Genomic DNA, 21,927 nt, shown 5'->3' with positions numbered 1-21,927 from the left:
GGCCGACACCCTCCTGGTGCTGCTGGCCGACCACCTGCCGGCGGAGCTCGTCGCCGACGGGCCGGGCCTGACCGCCGCGCTGGACCGGCTCACCGAGCAGGCACCACGGCTGGCCACGCGAGAAGACCTCCCGCTGCTCCACCTGCGCGAGCCGGGCTTGCCGGCTGCCGACGAGCCGCTGCCCGCCCTGCTCGACGGGTTCGGGGGGACCGTCGAGGGCGACCGGTTGTTGTTCAGCGGGCCGGCCTGGGAGTCCCGTCGCGGCCTGCCGGCGGAATGGACGGCGGACGAGGTCCGCCGGGCCGCCGCCGACATCTACCGGGCCCGCAGGGACCTTCTCGACCAGGGCCACTACCCACTGGCGGGCGACGTGGTCGGCGGTCCGGGCGCCGACGGCAGGCCGCCGGTCGTGCTCCGTGACGAGTTCGCCGGCGTCCGGATCAACGTGCGCCACGAGAACGGGCTCATCACGGACGTCTGGGGCGAGCCCGGACAGCGGTTCGGGCAGCGGCTGTTCGATTCTTCGCCCGAGCCGGTGCGATTGCTGGCCACGGCCGCCATCCAGGAGCGCACGGGGTTGCGCTTCGAGGCCCGACGGGTCGCCTTGCCCGATGGCGACACGCAGACCGTCCTGTCGGTGAATCTGCACCTCAGGGTGGGGCAGGAGGCGGACCCGAACGCGGAGCCCTACGCGACGGAGCTGCCGCTCCTTCGGGGCCGGGTCGAGGAGGCGGTCAGCCAGGCTTTCGACCGGGGCCAGCGGCTGCCCAACGGGGACCTGCTGAAGGTCGAGGTCCGCTTCGCCGACCGCCCGTCGGAGGCCGCCCACACGATCACGGTGCGGCAGCCCCACGAACGCCGGCAGCCGGGTGACTGGGGACTGCACGATCCGTGGTCCGTCCAGGCTCAGAAGATCGGCTACATGATCGGCCTGGACGACGAGCGCCGTGCCGCGTCGGTGGGCCCGCGGCCGGTGTACGCGGACGCCGGGCTGATGGGAGGCGGCTTCAAGGACACCGTCGGCCGCTACGCGGTCGACTGGGACTACCGGACGCTGCAGAGCGAGGAGTTCGGCGGCGCGAACCAGCTGATGCCACGCAACCTGATCCAGCTGGGTGAGGTGCTCGACCGGGCCTTCGGGACGACCCCGCGGAAGCCGAACGGGTTCGAGCCGCCGGAGCGGGCGGTGTTCCCCGAGGCCGTGCGGCGGGCCGCGCTCTTCGACGGCCCGGACGGCCGGGGCGGGCACCTGACCCCGCCGGCGGCCTCCGAGCGGCGCCGCCTGTCGCCGTTGCCGCGTGACATCAACCGCGAGGGCCCGAACCTCGGCGAGGAACGTGACGTCAACCCCAATGGCGCGCTCCTCGGCGAGAACGGTGCGGTCAACCGCAACGGCACGTTCCTCGCCGACGCCGGTGAGGCGCCGGGCGGCCGGGTGGCGGACGACACGGCCCTCTCGGGGCCCGGGCGGGTCCGGATGATGTTCCCCGAGCACTGGACGGCCGACGACGCGGTGTACGCGGCGCAGCAGGCCTACCTGCACGCCCGCCGGACCGGCGATGTCACCGAGACCGGGCCGGTCTCGTACCGCTGGACCGGCGAGTACGCCGGGGTGCGGATCGAGGGTGAGATCCGGGGAGCCGACTTCACCTCGTTCCGGCCCTCGCGCGACCAGAGCGGGCTCGACACGCCTGCCTACGTGCCGTGGAGCGCCACCGACGGGTTGTTCGGGCAGCGGGTGTCGGACGTCGTCCGCTACGGCGACCGGCAGACCTTCACGGGCGCCCACCACCCGCCGGAGGCCGGGGTCGCCGAGAAGCACGGTCTCCGGGTCGATCCGCCGGTACACGGTGGCCGGCACCCCAACGGCACCTACCAGGGGAGGGTCTGGTTCCTGGATCCCGTGATCTCCCCGTCCTCGCCGGCGTCCCGGTTCCCGACCCGCTGGCAGAGCCGGGCGGACGGGGAAGCGCACACGTTCTACCCGAAGCACTGGACGTCCGAGCGGCTTCTCGCCGCGGTGGAGCGTGCTGCCGAGACGCCGGAGCACAGCTTCGTGCGCGCCGACGGGAGCACCTACTGGGTCGGTACCGCAGAGGGCGTCCGGATCGAGGGCGTCACCAGGAACGGGCAGCACGTCGTCCATCGCCCGGCCGGTCTGCAGTACGAGCAGGGCAGTTGGGACCGGGATGCCGTGGAGGCGCGCACGCCGCGGCACGTGGAGGGGATCGGAGCGGACAACGACCGCGAGGTCGCCGTGCAGCGGGTCCGCTTCAACAACGCCGAGTTCGGCGTCGAGTTCGTCGTTCCGGTCCGGCTGCGGTTCGACGGACTCGATGCGGGCGAACAGTCGGCCTACGTGCGGCGGGTGCAGCTCGCCGCGAACGCCTACGCCGAGAACCACGGGGTGCCGGGCTTCAGCCTGACCCGGATCACCGTCCGACTTGTCGGGTCACCGGAGGGTGCGCACTCCGACACCCGGATCACGCCGGAGAACCATGAGGCCGACGTCGATCTGACGACCTTGCTTCCGGACTTCACCGGCCTGGCCGACGGGGACCTCGCCGAGCTGGCGGCCAGGGCGCCGAGCACGCGGTGGCTGCCCGAGCCCCAGGTGCGGATGTCGGATCTGATCGAGTCCGGGACCAGTCGGCGGCCGCAGGTCCAGACCCAGGTGACGCCGCAGGAAATGAGCCTGATCGAGCCGGCGTTCGCCCCTGAGTTCGTCTCGCGCGAGGGGCATCTGCCGGGCGGTTGGACGGCCCACGACGCCATGTACGCGGTGACGAAGGGGACGACGGAACCCGAACGGGTGCTCCCGGGCGACCCGGACCGGGTGACCGGCCGGGTGACGTTCGAGAACGTCGCCATGACGTACGTGCGCCGGATGGACGACTGGCTGATCATCGACGTCCGCCCGGAGACCGGGATCGACGGGAAGGCCGTTGAGCCGCCGCCCGGTGTCGCGGTGCGGCCGTTCGTCCCGAAGGCCGGTGGGTCCTGGCACGTGATGGGCGCTCCGGACCTGGTACGGCCGGACGCCTGGCCGGCCGGCGGGCACACGACCGACCGCAACGGCGTGGTGCGCGTTCACGAGTGGTCGCCGGTCCCGGGGGTCGAGCCGGGATCGGCCGAGGCGGGCCTGCCGTCCAATCTCCGCCGGGCCGAGGACGCGCCGAGCAAGGGCACGTACTATCCGCGGGACTGGACGGCGCAGAGCACCGAACAGCGGGTTCAGGAGGCCTTCGGGAACCGTTCCCGTGAAGACCGCCTGCCGGACCGCGCGCTGTACTGGGCCGACGGCCCGGAGGGTCCGGTGCCCGCCGAGCTTCCCCAGGGCCGGGCCGTGCACTGGGTGGGCGAGGTCGACGGGGTACGGATCGAGGGCGTCGCGGTGGACGACCGGGTGGTCGTCCACAGCCCGGCGGCCGACCAGTGGTCCGGGGCGTGGCCCGCGGACCGCATGGTTCGGGAGGGCGCGTCCGGGCCCGTGGCCGACGGCATGTTCGAGGTGCCGCTGCGCGCTCGGCGGGTGCTGTTCGAGAACGGTCGGGAGGGTCTGGAGGTGTCCCCCCGGATCCGACTGGCGCAGGACGCCGGGACGGACGCGGCTGCCGTTGACGCGGTGAAGCGCCAACTGCAGGAGCAGGCCGACCACCTGGTCGCCATGGCCGGGAACCGCGGGGACACGCTGTTCCGGCTGCGGCTGGAGTTCCTCGACGTGCCCGGCGACGGCGATGCCGATGTCGTCGTCGGAGGCGGCCGGGGTCCGAGGACTTTGGAGGAGATCGTGCCGTCCCTGTGGGACAGGACGATCGGTGACCTCGACGGACTTCGGGCGGACTTGCGGACCGACGCACCGGAACTCCCGCCCGGGGCGTGGATCCCGGCCCCGGCGCACGACATCGGCGGCCGGTTCCACCCCGGAGTCGACGCCGCGACGCGACGCGGCCTGCCCGAGGACTGGGCACCGGAGACCAGGGAGTACGCCGCCCACTGGGTCATGACGCACAGCGAGGGCCTGCCGGACCACGCGATGCCGGCCAGGGGTGAGCGGGGCTACGAGGTACCGGTCGAGGGCACTCCTGGCCATGCGACCCCGGCCGCCGACACCCCGGTCGCGATGGTCCACCGCGGCACCTTCGGTGGTGTCCGGCTCAACGTGCTGGTCAGGGACGGTCTGATCACCGACTTCTGGGGCGAGCCACTCGCACGACGGGTCTCCGCCGCCGAGGACCTGGGGAACCGTCTGACAACGGTGGGGCCGCCGGAGGTCGAGTTCGTCCGGGGGATGCAGACCCGCCACGGGCAGCGGTTCGAGGTCCATCGGGTCGACCTGCCCGACGGTGACCGCGAGACCGTGCTGACGATGCGGCTCCACCTGGACACCAGCCCCCTGGATCTGCGGAACCCGGAGGTCCGCAAGGCGCTGGACGCGATGAAGGGGCGGGCCGCGGAGGGCGTCGACCGGGCGTACAACCTCGGCCAGCGGCTGCCCAACGGCGACCAGTTGCGGATCCGGGTCGAGTTCCTCGACACGGCCGGGCCGCGTGCCCAGACCATCGTGATCAACCCCGAGCCGGGGCGCGCGCACCACGTGGCGTGGCACCTGGGCCTTGAGTCGTACGTCCTCGCGCACGAACTCGGCCACCACCTCGGGCTCCCCGACGAGTACCGCGAGGCGAAGCCCGGCTGGGGCCACCGCGCGGTGTACCCGGACGGCGGTCTGATGGGAGGCCAGACCGTGATCCGCGGCGGCCGCTTCGACGTCGAGAGCGACAACCCCTACGGGTGGCCGGAGCGCCGCGCGGCCGACCAGGTCCTTCAGCCGCGCAATCTGCGGCAGCTGGGGACGGGGATCGACCGGGTCCTCGGCCGGCCCGAGGCGGGTTTCACGGCCGACGGGCTGCCGACGCGGGTCGGCCTGCGCGGCGAGGTCATCGAGACCGCGCTGCGCGGCAACCCGGACGGCCGGGGCGGGCACCTGTATCCGCTGCCGGGCTCGGGGCGGCCACGGCAGGCCGAGGTGGCCGGGTCGCTGAACCGCAACGGGACCTTCCAGGTGGAGAGCACGACCGCCGAGCGGGCGACGCACAGCGGTCGGCTGGCGGGCGACATCGAGGTGCCCGGCCCCGGCCGGACGACGCGGACGATGTTCCCGAAGCACTGGACGACGGAGCAGGCCGTGTACGCGGCCGAGCAGGCGCACCTCGCCGCCCGCCGGGCGGGCGACGTCCCGCCGCTCGTCCCCTCGGCGGGTGCCGGGCTGCTCGACGGCCCGCGCCCCGGTGAGCACCCGCTCAGTGCCCGCCGGACCGTCGGGATCGAGCGGTCGGGCGAGCTGACCTACCACTTCCTGGGTGAGTACGCCGGGGTGCGGATCGAGGGCGAGGTGCGGGGCGAGCAGATCGTCTCGTTCCGTCCCTCGACCTGGCAGGACGGGCTGGACAAGCCCGCGCACCTGCCCTGGCGTTCCACCGAGGGCGCGTTCGGCCAGGCGACCGAGGACCACGTCCGCTACGGCAACCGCCACACGCTCGACGGTGTGCACCACCAGCCGACGGCGGAGTCCGGCGAGTTCTTCGGCATTCGGGTCAACGAGCCGTGGATGAGGAACGACAACGGCACCTACCGGGCCGGGGTGTGGTTCCTCAAGCCGGGCATCAACCCGGACTCCCCCGAGGCCAGGCACCCGGACTCCTGGCGCCGGCGGGACGACTGGCAGGCCCACACGTTCTACCCCAGGAACTGGACGCCCTCCACGGTCGAGCACGCGGTCTCGGAGGCGTACGCGAACCGTCGTCAGCAGAGCCCGCCCGGTGCCGGGCCCGAGCACTGGATCGGCACGGCACTCGGCGTCCGGATCGAGGGGATCACCCTGGACGGCCGGCACCTCACCCACCGCCCGACCCTCGACCAACCGCACCGGTTGTGGAACGACTCCACCATCGTCGCGGAGTCGCCCCAGAACACCGTCTCGCTCGCGCCGGGCCGCCAAGGGAGGCTGCGCGCAGTCCAGTTCGCCGGCGACCAGACGGGGACCGAGCTGACCGTTCCGGTCCACCTGAGTCCGGACGAGGTGGCGACCGACCCAGCCGGGCTCCAGGCCAGGCTGCAGTACCAGGTGGACAGGTACCTCGGCCAGGGAGGTGACCTGGCGCGGCTTCGGCTGGCCTTCACCGACGACCCGGCGGCTGCGCACAGTCGTGGGGGGAATGCCGGGGATGTGGTGTCCTGGCTCGGACGCCTGGAGAGCCCGAACGCGAGCCGGAACGATGCTCGTGGCCTCATCTACGCCCTGACGTCGGACGTCTATGTCCTCTCGGAGCATCAGGGGCAGTTCCTCGGGGAGTACATCCACTCGCTGGCCGGGCAGCATCCTGTGGGGGCCCTTGTCCCGCTCCCGCGCGCCCCTCAGGCGGTCGAGGCGGCGCCACTTCGCGCGCCCGGTCTGCCCGGGACGGTCGAACCCCTGGTCATACACCCCGATCCGGAGGAGGTCGGGCCCGGGAACCCGCCGGCGGAGGACGGTCCGGAGGCGTCGCCGCCGGGGGGCGTGTACGACGAGCACATGGGCGGGATGGTGGACGGTCTGGCGAGTCTGCTGGCGGGGGACGGTCCGGAGGCGTCGCCGCCGGGGGGCGTGTACGACGAGCACATGGCCGGGATGGTGGACGGTCTGGCGAGTCTGCTGACGGGGGGCCCGGGGGACCTCCCGCAGCACTTCGCACCGGGCACCACGGACGGCGGCCCGCTGCACAGCGGCATCGTCGGGGCCGTGGGGCCGGACACCCTGTCGGTCGGCACTCCCGCCGGCGCCGGCGCCGGCGGCCCGGCCCGGGCCCGCACCGTTCCCCCCGCCGGCGGGGTCTGGCACCCCGCGACGAACCTCGACGGGACGCCGACCGAACCGGTGCGCCCCTCCGCCTGGCCGGCCGACAGCCACAGCACGGACCACAACGGTGTCGTGCGGGTGTACGACTGGTCGCCGGTCGACGGAGTCGCCCCGGGGTCGCCGGAGGCGGCCCTCCCGCAGAACCTGCGCCGGCCGGCGCAGGCCGCGGGCAGGGGGGCGTACTACCCGCGGGACTGGACGGCGCAGACCACCGCGCAGCATGCCGTCGAGGCGTTCGTCAACAGGTTCCGGACGGAGAACATGCCGGCGGACTCCCTGCACTGGGTGGAGGGGCCGCAGGGCCGACGCCTTGAGCAACTGCCCAACGGCACTGCCCAGTACTGGGTCGGTGAGGCGGGCGGTGTGCGGATCGAGGGCATCGCCGTCGACGGCCGGATCGTCCTGCACAGCCCGACCCTGCACCAGCCGCACGCGCCGCATGCCGGCTGGCCCGGTGAGGACCACGTGGCCCACGTCGGCGACGCCCACGTGCCGGTCGCCGTGGCCCTCGGACCACCGCTGACCGTCCGGCGGGTGCTGTTCGACAGCGGCCAGGAAGGCCTGGAGGTCACCGCCGAGTTCGAGCTGCGGCACCCCGGAGGCCTCGAACACCCTGAGGCCCAGGCGATGATGGAGCACCTGCAGGGGCTCGCCGACGCCTACGTCCAGGACGCCGCGCTCCGGTCGCCCGGTGCCCCGCCGGTCCGGCTCCGGCTGGAGTTCGACGACGTGTCGGAGGGCCGCCCGCGCATCGACATGCGGGAAGACACCGTGACCGGCTTCGACGAGCTGGCGCCCGCGTTGGCCATGGAGGTCGAGCAGGCCGGGCTGCACGGTCTGCTGGACCAGCTCGTCGACGGGATGCCGCCGCTGGACCCGGGGGCCCGGCTGCACGCCGTGTCGGTCCCGTCGCCGCACGACGGCACCGGGACCGGGCCGGGCGACGGCTGGGTCCACGGCCGGGCGGAGGACGTCGCGTCGTCGTTCGCGGCCGGCCTCGCCACCGACGCCGGCCGGCGTCTGCCGCAGGACTGGCCGGCGGACGCGCGGCGGTATGCCGCGCACGTGGTCCGGACGAACAACGCGGGCACGCCCCTCGCCGACGCCGTCGGCGGGGCGGCGGTCCCGATGGTTCACCGCGGTTCCTTCGGCGGCCTCCGGATCAACGTCCGGACCGAGAACGGTCTGATCACCGACTTCTGGGGCGAGGCACACCACCGCAACGTCTCCGTCACGGAGGACCTGGGGCGGCCCCTCACCACCGTGGGACCGCCGGAGTGGGAGTTCGTCCGAGGACTGGAGGCACGTGATGCCCAGGGGTTCGAGGTGCACCGGCGCGACCTGCCGGGAGGGGACCACGAGAGTGTGGTGACGGTCCGGCTCCACCTGGACACCCGCGGCCTCGACCTGAGGGATCCCGGAATCCGGCAGGCGCTGGACGAGCTCAGGGCCCGGATGGCGGAGGGCGTCGATCGGACCTACAACCTCGGTCAGCGGCTGCCCAACGGCGATCTGCTGAGGGTCCGGGCCCAACTCCTCGAAACCCCCGGTCCGGCCGCCCGGACCGTGGCGATCACTGCCAGGGACGGGCGTGAGCACCATCAGCAGTGGCACCTGGGCACCGACGCGACGACGCTCGCCCACGAGCTCGGGCACCACCTCGGGCTGCCCGACGAGTACGCCGAGGCGAGGCCCGGTCGTGGACGCCGCCCCGTGTATCCGGACGGGGGCCTGATGGGATCCCTGCGCACGGAGCCCGACGGCCGGGCTTCGATCGGCGCGGACCACCTCGGCGGGGGGCCGGTCCGCATCATGACCGACGGGGTCCTGCAGCCGCGCAACCTGCGCCAGCTGGGTGCGGGTATCGACCGGACCCTCGACGGGGTCACCCAGGGCTACACGGCCGACGGGCTGCCGAAGCGGGCCAAGCTCGGAGCCGACGTCATCCGCGCCGCGCTGCACGGCGAGGACGGACCGCGCGGCCGGGGCGGCCACCTGTTCCCCTCGTCGAGCGGGGACCGGGAGCAGCCGCGTGTGGTGGCCGGTTCCCTGAACCGCAACGGCACCTTCGAGGTGGCGGGGGAGGCCGTCGAACGGACGGTCCGGACCAGCACCCTGGCCGGCGACATCGAGGTGCCCCGCTCCGCTCCGACGACGCGGACGATGTTCCCCAGGCACTGGACGGTGGAGCAGGCCGCCTACGCGGCCGAGCAGGCCCACCACGCCGCCCTCCGGGCGGGCGAACGGCCGTCGGACGGCGGCATGCCGGACGGCGGGAACCCGCTCACGGCCCGCCGGGAGGAGGGGTACCAGCGCAGTCGGGCGACCGCGGAGAGCAGCGCGCGGGAGCGGGGGGCGGACAGCACGTACCACTGGCTGGGCGAGTACGGCGGCGTGCGGATCGAGGGCGAGGTCCGGGGCGACCGGATCGTCTCGTTCAGGCCGTCCGAGTGGCAGGACGGCCTGGACGCGGCCGCCCACCTGCCGTACCGCTCCGCCGGCACGTTCACCACCGCCGCCGACCGGTTCCAGCACTACGGGGACCGGCGGGAGCTCACCGGTGTCCACCACCACCGGAACCCCGTCGCCGCCCGGTTCCACGGCGTGCGGGTCGACCCGCACACGCGGTCGGCGATGAACGAGAACGGCACCTACCGGGCCACCGTGTGGTACCTCAGGCCCGGGATCCACCCGGACTCGGTCGAGGCCCGGCTCCCCGCCAACTGGGAACGCCGGCAGACCGGCGAGGAGGGCCACACGTTCTACCCCGAGCGGTGGACGCGCGACCGGATCGAGGCCGCGGTGGCGGAGGCCTACCAGCAGCGGAGGGGCCCGGGGGAACTCCTGGCCGACGGCTCGGAGCGGTGGAGGGGGCTCGGCGACGGCGTGCTCATCGAAGGCATCACCACCCAGGACGGCCGGCACCTGGTGCACCGGCCGGCGACCTCGCAGCCGCACAGCCGGTGGAGCCCCAACCAGCTGTGGCGCTCCGAAGGCCTGCCGGTGGACCTCGCCCCCGGGCGGCGTCTGACCGCCCGCCACTTCATCTTTCCCAGCGGACAGACCGGCGTCACGATCGACGTCCCCGTCCACGTGTCCAACGAGGTCACTCCGCAGGAGCGGACGCGGCTGCAGAACCGGATCAACGACTACCTCACCGAACCTGCGGGGCCGACGTTGGCCCGGGTGCGGCTGGTCTTCGTCGACGACCCCGCGCAGGCCCGCAGCCTCGCGCTGAACCCCATGGTCTTCATCGGCGAGTCGGAGAGCCGGGCCCTGGGGGCGCCGGAGCAGGACCGGGCCGCCATCCTCGGCGGGGGCCGGCGTGACGCCCTGATCGCCCTGATGCCCGACGTCATGAACATCACGCACATCACCGGCCGCAGCCTGCCCGATGTCGTTCGGGGCCTTGCCGGGCAGATGCCGACGCACCTGGGCCGGACCACGTACGACCCCCCGCAGACGCAGCCGCTGCGTACGCCGGACCTGCCCGGGACGGCGAGGCGTCCGGCGGATCTTCAACTGGTCGACATGGCGGCGTCGGTCGCCGCGCGGGTGAGCGACCAGGCCATGCCCGGTCTCGCGGCGGGGGCGGGGCACGGCATGCCCGCACACTGGTCGCAGGCGGACCGCAGGAACGTGGCCCTCGAAGTCCTGGAGGAGTTCCGGCAGCGGCGCGCGCAGCAGGGCGGGGCTCTCCCCCGGGTGGGGACCGTCATGCACGAATTCCCGAGCCATCGGGTGACGGTCAGTTTCGTGGACGGTCTCATCACCGATTTCTGGGCCGAACCGAACCCCGCGGCCGGGCACCAGGCGGGCCCCGGGGCGCCGCTGCACACGCCGGTGCACACCACGGACGAGCACACGCCGGTGCACACCACGGACGAGGACGTGTACCCGGACAGCCAGATACTCCTGGACGGGGACGCCGAGCCGGCGCTGCTGCACACCGCCTCGGTCCACGGAGCGGGGTCCGCCGACGCGGCCGGCTCGGCGCGCACGCCGATCGGGCAGCCGGCCGGCGGGGTCTGGCACCGGCGCACCCCGGGCGGCGCGCCGCCCGAGCCGGTGCGGCCGAGTGCCTGGCCGGCCCCGAACCACACGGTGGACCACAACGGTGTCGTGCGCGTCCACGACTGGTCGCCGGTCCCGGGGGTCACGCCCGGATCGGTGGAGGCGGGCCTGCCCTGGAACCTGCGCCGCGCGGCCGACGCGCCGGGCAAGGAGGCGTACTACCCGCTGGACTGGACGGCGCAGATCACCGACCAGCGGGTCCAGGAGGCCTTCGCCAACAGGATCTACGCCGATCGCGAGACCCCCGGCACCCTGCACTGGGTCGAGACACCGCTGGGCCGCCACCTCCAGCCGCTGGGGGCAGGCGAGGTCCTGCGCTGGGTGGGCGAGGCGGGCGGCGTGCGGATCGAGGGCATTTCCGTGGACGGCCGGGTGGTCTTCCACAGCCCGACCCTGAACCAGCCGCACGCTCCCCACTCCGCCTGGTCGGAGAACCATGTCGCCCACCGTGGTCAGTTCCACGAAGCACAGGGTGAGGACTACGGCATGCAGGTCGACGTCCGACGGGTGCTGTTCGACAGCGGCCAGGAGGGCGTGGAGCTCGTCACCGACATCGAGCTGCTGCACCCCGACGGGATGGACGCCCCGCAGGTCCAGGCCATGAGGGAGCACCTGCAGCAGCTCGTCGACACCCACCTCCACGACGCCCCGCGGGTGCCGGGCGCCACCGGTCTGGTCAGGATGCGGCTCAACTTCGTCACCGGCTCCGAGGACGCGCCGCAGGTCGACGTCGCCCACGAGACCATCACCTCGTTCGATGAGCTGTTCCCGGACCTCGCGGAGGCCATGGGCACCTCCGGGCTGGACGCCCTGGTGCGCGAATTCATGGCCGGCGCACCGCCGTTGGCCCCGGGCGCGCGACTGCTGGCCGTGGCGCAGCAGCAGCAGCCTTCGGCCGGCGGCTGGGTGCACGGGGAGGCCGGGGACATCGCGCAGCGGTTCGCCCCGGTCCTCGCCGACGGCGCCGGCCGCAGCCTGCCCACCACGTGGTCGCAGGACACGAGGCGGTACGCCGCCCACTGGATCGTGACGCACAGCGAGGGCGCACCGGCCCACGAGGCCCCGGCCGGTGGACCCCCGGCTCCGGTGGTGCACCGCGGCAGCTTCGGCGACGTCCGGATCAACGTGCGGACCGAGAACGGCCGGATCACCGACTTCTGGGGCGAGCCGCTCGCCCGACGGGTCTCCGTCGATGAGCAGTTGGGGGCCCCGCTGGCAACGGTGCGGCCGCCGACGGACGCCTTCGTCCGGGGGATGGAGGAACGCGCCGGCCAGCGCTTCGAGGTCCACCGGCGAGACCTGCCCGGAGGGGACCGCGAGACGGTACTGACGGTCCGGCTCCACCTGGACACCAGTCGGCTGGATCTTCGGATCCCGGAAATCCGTGCGGCACTGGAGGCGATGAAGGGGCGGCTGGCGGAAGGCGTCGACCAGGCGTACAACCTCGGCCAGCGGCTGCCCAACGGCGACCTGCTGCGAATCCGCGCCGGCCTCGTCCACACCGCCGGTCCGGCCGCCCAGACCGTCGTGATCCACCCCGAGTCGATGCGCGAGCACCACCGGGCCTGGCACCTGGGCACTCCGGCATTCGTCCTCGCGCACGAGCTCGGCCACCATCTCGGGCTCCCCGACGAGTACCGCGAGGCGAAGCCCGGCAACGGGCGCCGCGCCCAGTACACGGACGGCGGAATGATGGGATCCCAGATCCTGATCCCCGACGGCCGCTTCGACCTCGACAACGACAACCGCTACCGGGCGGCGCCGGCCCTCGCGACCGACCTGGTCATGCAGCCGCGCAACCTGCGGCAGCTGGGGACGGGCATCGACCGGGTCCTCGGCCGGCCCGAGGCGACCTTCACGCCCGAGGGGCTGCCGACGCGGGTCGGCCTGCGCGGCGAGGTCATCGAGACCGCGCTGCGCGGCACCCGGAACGGTGAGGGCGGCCACCTGTACCCGCCGCTGGGCTCGGGTCGGCCGCGGCCGACCGAGGTGGCGGGGTCCTTGAACCCCAACGGCACCTTCCAGGTGGGGGCCACGACCACCGAGCGGGCGACGCACAGCGGTCGGCTGGCGGGCGACATCGAGGAGATCCGGCCCGGCCGGACGACGCGGACGATGTTCCCGAAGCACTGGACGACGGAGCAGGCCGTGTACGCGGCCGAGCAGGCGCACCTCGCCGCCCGGCGGGCCGGTGACGCCCCGCCGCTCGTCCCCTCGGCGGGTGCCGGGCTGCTCGACGGCCCGCGCCCCGGTGAGCACCCGCTCAGTGCCCGCCGGACCGTCGGGATCGAGCGGTCGGGTGAGGTGAGCTACCACTTCCTGGGTGAGTACGCCGGGGTGCGGATCGAGGGCGAGGTGCGGGGCGAGGAGATCGTCTCGTTCCGCCCCTCGAACTGGCAGGACGGGCTGGACATGCCCGCGCACCTGCCCTGGCGTCGTACGGACAGCACGTTCACCCAGGCGACCGAGGACCACGTCCGCTACGGCAACCGCCACCTGCTCGACGGTGTGCACCACCAGCAGAACCCGGTGGCCGCCACGTTCCGCGGCATCCGGGTCGACGAACCGTGGAAGGTGAACGACAACGGCACCTACCGGTCCTCGGTCTGGTTCCTCGACCCCAAGGTCCACCCGGACTCCCCGGAGGCCAGGTTCCCGGAGTCCTGGCACCGGCGCGCCGACTGGCAGACGCACACGCTCTACCCCAAGAACTGGACGCCCGCCCAGGTCGAGCAGGCGGTGGCGCACGCGTACGCGAACGCGCAGCTGAGGACCCCGCCCGGGGTCACGCCCGAGCGCTGGATCGGGATGGCCGGCGGCGTGCGGATCGAGGGGATCACCCTGGACGGCCGGCACCTCACCCACCGCCCGACCGACGTTCAACCGCACCAGCGGTGGAGCGCCGGCGACGTGGTCGCACAGTCCACCCCCTGGGTGGGGCAGCTTGCCCCGGGGGTGCCGGCGACGTTCCGTCATGTGCGCTTCGACAGCGGCCAGGCCGGCGTCGAACTCTCGCTCAACATCCACCTCGGCGCCGGGGACTCGGCCCCCGCCCGGGCCGACCTGCAGCGCCGGGTGGACGAGTACCTCGGCCGCAGCGCCGGACCGTCGCTGGTCCGCCTGAGGCTGGACTTCGTCCAGGACCCGGCGCAGGCCCTGCGCACCACCGGCCACGACGCCGTCACCCTGCTCGCGGCGACGGACCACCAGGCCCGTCAGCTGGAGCCCCAGCAAGCGGCAGCGATCCGCAACGGGGCCCTCCAGTCGGCGCTCGACATCCTGCTGCCCGACGTCCGGGCGATGGCCAACGGCGACCTCCCGGGGTACATCCGCTGGCTGGCGGAGAACAACCCCGGCCAGTTGCACCAGCTGGCTCCGACGACCCCGCCGCCGCCTCCGCTGCGGGCGCCGGGAGAGCCCGGGACGGGCGTCCGTCCGCAGGCCGTCACCAGCATGACGGAGACCTACACCCCGAGGGTGGACGCGGCGATGCCCAACCCCGCCGCCGACGCGGGCCGGGGCATGCCCGACCACTGGTCGGAGCCGAACCGGCGAAGCCTCGCCCTCCACGTGCTGGAGAACGCGCAGAACCAGCTCGCCCGGACGCGGCTCCAGACACCCGGCGCGGTGCTGGCCCCGGTCATCGGGCACTCGTTCCCGACCCACCGGGTGTTCATCCGCCAGGAGAACGGACTGATCACCGACTTCTGGGCCAGGCCCGTGACGCAGGGCGGCGCCACCACGCACCCCGTCCTGCAGCACACCATGTCCCCGGGCGGGGCGGACGGCACCCCGCAGTCGAGCCGCAGGCCCGGCGACGTGGAGGAGTTCGAACCGGCCGGGCCCCGGGTGAAGGTGGCGGGCGACGGCCTCTGCCTGCTGCGGGCGGTCTCCGTGAGCGCACCCGACCTGGTCGAGCGGTGGACGGCGCGATCCACCGACCCGATCGAGGGCCTTCGGCGTCAGGTCGAGGACCACTACCGGCAGTTGGACGCGGCGGAATTCCCGGCCGAGGTCGTGTCCGCCCTCCGCTGGCAGCGGCTCGGCAGCTTCGACGCGTTGAGTGACAGTGAGCTGCTCCTGCGCATTCCGGCCGAATCCCGGGACGCGTATGTGGGACTGAGCCGACACGAACTGGTGGACTTCGCCGCGCAGCACGTCATCGCGGCCACCGAGCCGGTATCGCCCCACGAACGCGCGGCACTGCTCCGGACCATCCGGAACTGGCGGGGCGAATGGTCGTCGGACGCGGGAGAGATGCTTCCGCCGGCACTGGCCCATGCGCTGGGTGTCCGTCTCCGGTTGATGAACCACGACGGCGTCCACGACTTCGGCGGCTACGGGCCGGCGGACGGGCGACGGGTCGCGGTCTACTACGACGTGCGCGGTAGGCATTACGACGGCAGCAAGCCGATCGAGCCGCCCGTGCTCATGGAGCGAACCTCGGGCGGGGAGTCGTCGCAGCAGAAGTCCGATTCGTCGGCGGCGCGCAGGCTTGCCGAGGAGGAGACGGCGGCGCTCAAGCTTGCGGAGGAGCAGGAGGCGGCCGCGCGGAAGGCTGCCGAGCAGGAGGCGGTGCGCAAGGCGGCGGAGGAGCAGGAGGCGGCCGCGCGGAAGGCTGCCGAGCAGGAGGCGGTGCGCAAGGCGGCGGAGGAGCAGGAGGCCACGCGCAAGGCTGCCGAGCAGGAGGCGGTGCGCAAGGCTGCCGAGGAGCAGGAGGCCGCGCACAAGGCTGCCGAGCAGGAGGCGGCGCACAAGGCGGCGGCGGAGGAGCAGGAGGCGCGCAGGCTTGCCGATGACGAGCGGCTTCCGTCACAGGTCGGGGCACCCTTGCCGGTCGGTGGGGAGGACGTCCTCAGCCTTCTGGAATCGGTCACGAGCACCGCGCCCGAGATGGTCCGGCGCATCCTCGGCTACTCGCCGACGCAGGTGCTGCCGGACCGGCTGGCGACGCTCCTGCGGGAGTCTGTTTGGGAGTGGGTGAACACCGAGTACCGCCCGATGCCGAGGGAGATCGCGAACCTCGTCGACATCGGCCACCGGCCGGGGCTGAGGGAGGAACTGCGGCACGTGCTCGTCCGGAACCGGCTGAGGTCCATGGTCGACGACTGGGCGGTCACGGCGGCCGGACCGGAGGCGGCCGTGCTGCCGGCCGTGCTGGCGCATGCGCTCCGTATCCGGCTCCAGGTGGTGCGCGAGAGCGCCGGCGGGGTGGAGCTCGTCGCGGAGCTCGGGCCCAGGGACGGTGAGATCGTGTCGGTCTATCACCGCGACGGCAGCCGCTACGACGCCAGCACCTCCATCCCCCGGGAGTCCCGGTCCGCCGAGTCGGAGGGGCTCAGGAGGGAGGCGTCGGAGGAGCCGAAGCCGGAGGAGCCGAAGGAGTCGAACCAGGACAAGTCGGAGGAGCCGAAGCAGGACGAGTCGGAAGAGCCGAAGCAGGACGACTCGAAGCAGGACGACTCGAACCAGGACAAGTCGGAGGAGCCGAAGCAGGACGAGTCGGAGGAGCCGAAGCAGGACGAGTCGAAGCAGCCGAAGCAGGACGAGTCGGAGGAGCCGAAGGAGCCGAAGCAGGAGGAGCAGGACGAGACCGACTCCCGCCGGGACGACCTGTCGCCGGAGAACAAGCCGACGGACCAGAACCCCATCGAGCCGGCCGAGCAGCGGGCTCCTGCGCAGAGCGAGATCGTCGAGGAGCCGTTGCCGACGATGCCCGAGCCGGAGAAGCCGCCGGTGCCGGTGGGCCCCGCCAAGGGCGGGCACATCGCGGGCACGGACCTCCTGATCGGCCTGACCGACCACGAGGCGGCGGCGCGGAACAAGGTCGTCGCCGTGATCAAGCGGATCATGGCGGGCGATGAAATGGCGGCCCGGGCCTTCGCCGACGCCTACTTCGGTCCGGCGACGCTGCGCCCGATGCTCTCCGCGCTCTCCCGGGGCGAGGTGTGGGTGGCTCCCTTCGACGGCAACGGCTGGAGCGGGAGCATCGCGCTGCGTGCCACGGTCGAGAAGTCGACGTTCCTGCGTCAGGAGAAGATCGAGGTCGAGAACGGCGCGGACCGGTCGGTCATGACCGGGACGCGTGGTGATGTGCGCTGGCAGTACAACCTCGGCTTCCAGGCCAAGCATTCGAGCAGCTCCGGTGACCTCGCCGAGCTCGCCGGCTACTTCCACGACCGCGGCCACGGCGAGGTCAGTCTGGACAGCGGAGGGATGGTGGCGCGTTCGAAGACCTCCGAACCCGCCAACGTGTTCACGTCGGAGATCAGCCTGGAGATCGACTACAGCAAGCTCCGGCACGAGGGTTCCACGGTTCGCACCGAGCAGGGCCACACCACGGAGAAGGTGGAGATCGGCGTGACCGTGGCCGTCCCGGTGCGCGAACCGCTTGCGCCGGGCACGCCGGAGCAGACACCTCCGCAGCGTCTCCAGGACGGTCGGGTCGGCGGCCAGGACATCGTGCTGGACCTCTCGCCCCGTGGCGAGCGCCAGGGCCGACGGCCGGTGGAGGTGCTGCTGGACCATGTGGAGAAGGTCCTGCTGAAGCCGCTGGAGGAGTCCCGGCTGAAGCCTGTGGAGGAGGGTCGGCAGGAATCCGCGGAGGCGAGGACGAGGAGGCTGGAACAGGAGGAGGCCGCCAGGAAGAAGGCCGCCGCCCACTGGCCCGAGCTGCGGCAGAAGATCCTGGCCGAGGTCGACTTCGCCCGTCTCCAGCGGGACTTGAAGAGCATGACGGCGGGTGAGCCGCTCACGGTCGTGCTGACCGACCGCTCGGGCCGGACGGTCGCCGCGGCCGAGATCACCGCCAGGGTCGACGGCCTGCATCAGGTCGGCGCCACCAAGGAGACCGAGTTCAACATCGGAACCACCGTCCAGCAGGTGCGCAGCAGCCTGACGAACCGTGGCCACGCGGGTCAGCTGCCGATCGTGCCCACCTTCGGTCCGAAGCTGGACGGTCCCGTGGCCGGCGCCGGAGCCACGGGGCGGCTGGGGCGGGAGTTCGTCGAGGTCTCGGGGCAGAGCCGGGTGTCCCAGCTCACCAGCAAGTCCAAGGTGCCCGGCGTGATCTACGACGGCAGCGTCGAATTCCAGGTGACCTTCAAGGACATGACCACGGGGTATGCGGCGGGCGACGCCGGTGTTCGGATCCTCGTCGACAAGGCGGACACGAAGACGCCGGAGCCGGCGTCGGATTCGGTCGGCGGCTCCCAGCAGACCGTCGTGCCGCCGACGTACGACGTCATCAGGCCTCCGGACAGCGTCTGGCCCACCGGGGCCGGATCGCACGGGCTGGGCGAGTCCGTCGTCCTCCGGGACCTGGAGGGCACCGCCGAGCTGCGCCAGGCGGTGGACAAGAGCGGCGCGGCGAAGTTCCCGGGCGGGTGGAACTCGGTCAGGGAGGAGGTCATGCACCTGCTCAGCCAGCCGAAGCTGGCGTCCAGGCTCACCGCGATGACCCGGGGCGAGCCGCTGGAACTGAAGCTGCACGGCAAGGACGGCATCGTGGTCACCGCCTTCGCGAAGGTCGAGAAGATGACCCTGGTGCGGGAGGACGGCAAGGCCGAGCTGAACCCGGTGAACGAGACCGGCGCCTTCGCCGCCGAGCGCCGGCTGCGCGCGCGCACCTACGCCGCCCAGGGGCAACTCGGTGGCAGCGGTGCGAGGGAGGCGCTGGGCGGTGAGGGCGTCCTCACCGGCGGCACCCAGCAGCGGGACCGCTTCGCCTGGCGCGGCCGTGACGCCGACCGGGTGTACGCCAACGGCAAGTACCCGGTCGCGCAGGTCATCTACCGCGCCGAGCTGATGGTGGACATCCATCTGGGCAAGGTCGGCGACGAGCCCGACGTCTCGGCACCCGTGCATGTCGAGGTGGGCCTGGATGCCCGGGAGACCCTCAAGGAGGGGACGTCCGACAAGGTGACCGTCTTCGAGGGACCCAAGGAGACCGACACCGGTGCCGGCGACGGCGGGACGATCTCCAGCGCGGGTGGCAGCAGCCGGGGGAGCGACGGCCACCCCACGGAGACGTCGACCAGCAGTTCCCACCGGAGCGAGGACCAGACCGACAAGTACGTCGCGCCGCGCAGGATGAGTGAGAACCATGAGCTGAACGCCTCCTACGTCGTCCACGGTCTGAGCGACGCCGGCAAGGTGCGCAGCACCATCGAGGAGGCCGTGCGGTCGAAGTACGGTGAGCCGTCCGACGAGGTGAAGCGGCGGATCGGTGAGACCTTCGACCGGGTCGCGCTCAGGACCCAGCTCTCCCAGCTCACCCGGGGCGGCAGGATCACCGAGACCGTCGCCGGTCGGCTGTGGAGCGCCGAGATCACGGTCACGGCCAAACTGGGAGACGCCAAGTACCACTCCATGGCGGGGAAGTACGAGTTCGAGTCCGGTACCCAGTCGTCGAGCGGCCAGGGCTATGCGTGGGACCGCCTCAACCGCCACCAGGGCGGATTCCTGGGCAAGTTCAAGTCCAAGTTCGTCGATGTCACCGGCGGTTACACCTACCGGCTGGACCGTACCTACGGCGATGCCACGGACACCGTCGGATCCGTCTCGAACCGGGGCAAGCACACCGAGGCGGCCGCGTTCTTCGACGTCGCCGCGAAGTACGACGTCGAGGTCAGGTACAAGTGGCTGAACGTGCACGACGGCTCGTACACCGATCACGTGACGGCGACCGCGAGGGTGGCCGTCCCGCTGCGTGATGCGGAACCCCTGCACGCGTCGTCGGAGCGGTCCACCGAGAAGCAGCCCTCGGGCTTCCTGGACGGCCGCCGGCTGGATTCCTCGGCGATCGTCAGCGATGTCTTCCCGGTCCGGGAGACCGGCGGGACGAAGGAAACGGCGACGGGCGGGACGACGGCCAAGGCCAAGCACCTGCTGGGCGAGTCGATCCTGGACCAGCTGGAGTCGAAGCCCTGGCCGCATCCGGACCGGAAGCCGGCGTCGGCGTCGGCGTCGGCGAAGTCGGGGAGCAACCCCTTCAGGAGCGACTGGGACGGCATCCGGCGGAAGCTGGTGGAGGAGCTCACCCCGGGCAGGCTCCAGGCGAGGCTCAAGGCCATGACGGCCGGTGACGAGATCGTCGTGCGGCACGGGCGGACCACCGTGCGCGTCAGCGCCGTGCTCCGCGACAGGATGGTCCACCTGGGCGAGTCCGGGGTCACCGAGTTCAACGCCGGTACCCAGGTGCAGCGCACCTTCGCCAGCTCCGACGGCGTCACCAACTTCGGTGCCGGCCAGGGCCACAACGTCACCGCCGGGGTGACGGGCACCATCCCGGTGGCGGGGGCGGTGCCGGTGACGGTCGGGCTGTCGGGCAACTTCGGCTGGGGCAAGGACCATATGGACCTCCTGAGCCGGACCACCGCGGCCGGCTCCGCCACCAAGGCCAAGGTGGCGGGAAGCGCCTTCGAGGGCGAGGCGGAGCTGCAGTTCGAGATCGTCCGGCGGCCTCTGTTCGGGGCCTCCGTGCACATGATGCGCACCGCGAGGATCGGCTTCGAGACCATCGTCGAGTCGGGTGAGACCCGGCCGGTGCCCCCGTCCAGGGAGAACGCCGCGCCCAACACGGGGATCAAGCCGACGCGGACCCTCCCGGCGGAACCGCCCGCGCCGGTCACCGCCACGGTCCCGCCGGACCGGGTCTGGACGACCGGACTGCGCGACACCGACGTGCTGCGCTGGCTCGGCGACGTCGGAGGCGTTCAGGACCTGGTGCGGCTGCGCGGGCGGAAGTACTTCGGCACGGGGACGTGGCGCCGGATCGGCCACCTGGTCGGCAGCATCACCTCCCACAGCCACCTGTCGGCGCTGTTCGGTACCGCGAGCCAGGGCATGGAGATCGCCACGGCGTCACCGGGCCGATGGCTGCTGGGCCAGGACAAGGGCGTGGAGGTCCGGGTGAAGCTCGTCGAGCTCCGACACCGGGAGAACGACAGCGCCGTCGAGCTGAGCCCGTCGAACGGGACCTCCTTCGGCTCCGTACTGACCGAGCTGTCCGCGAAGCAGGCGGGCCTCCAGGGCCAGGTCGGCCTCAAGGTCCCCGGCGACATCACCAACACCCCGGGTCTCACCGGCGGAGCCCAGCGGGTGTGGCGCGACGGCGGCATGCTGGGCGACGCGGGCCAGGTGATCTCGAACGGCAAGTTCCCGACCCCGATGGCCCGCTACGCCGGGGCCGCCGAGATCGAGGTGACGTTCTTCGACGGAAACCGCGAAAAGGTCACCGAGAAGGGGGTCGTCCCGTTCACGGTCGACATTCCGCTGGCGGAAACGGTCAAGCGGGACGTGCCGGACGACACCTACGCCACCTTCACCGGCGAGCAGCGGCGAGGTGAGCTGCGTTTCGTCGAGAGTCCGACGGCCCTGCGTGAGATCCACCTGGCCCTGGAGACTCCGAGGGCGGAGCGGGAGGGCGGGAAGCCGAGGCAGCAGAGCGAGCTGACGGACCCCGAGATCGACCAGCTCCTGGGGACGTTCCGGGTCGGGAGGACGGCCTACGACGGGAAGTTCACGAGCACGAACGAGGACGGTCTCAAGCACATCCGCGCGACCCACCGGCTGGTCGAGCTGGCCGGCGGCTCCTCGACCGCCGCGGCCCGCCTGGTGCGGGAGCTGCTCGAATGGCCGCCCCGGGCGTCGTTGCGGGCCGAGGTGCTGCGGAGGGTGATCGGATTCATCGAAGAGCGGACCGCCGACGGGGGCACCGTCACGCTCGATGACCTCAGGGCCTGGGCCGCGACCCCGGTGGAGCCGGTTCCCGTGCCGGCGCCGGCGCCGGGTGCCGCGCCGACGCACCCGGGCCCGGACGTGGCACCGAACCTGCTGAACGACGTCGGTCCCTCGCTGGCCGACGACATCTTCAGGGCGCTGAACGGGTAGGCCGGCGCGGCCGGGCCCGGAGGTCCGCCGACGGCAGGTGAACCGTCGGGCCCGGCCGGGCCGTG

The 21,927-nt window shown here is 72.7% G+C and carries 1 protein-coding gene (running past one end of the window); it reads left to right on the top strand.

Annotated elements, in window-relative coordinates:
• Positions 1-21,862: the 3' portion of an EndoU domain-containing protein gene (locus ACIQIB_RS06870; RefSeq protein WP_400757091.1), read on the top strand. 13,835 nt of this gene lie to the left of the window's left edge; the window shows 21,862 of its 35,697 coding nt (coding positions 13,836-35,697); its start codon lies beyond the left edge, outside the window; it ends in the stop codon at positions 21,860-21,862.
• The last annotated feature ends 65 nt before the right edge of the window (positions 21,863-21,927 follow it).

The organism is Kitasatospora sp. NPDC092286, from assembly GCF_044755565.1.
Classification (GTDB): domain Bacteria; phylum Actinomycetota; class Actinomycetes; order Streptomycetales; family Streptomycetaceae; genus Kitasatospora.
Note: the sequence above shows the minus strand (reverse complement) of the source record. Positions and strands in the feature narration are given on the sequence as shown.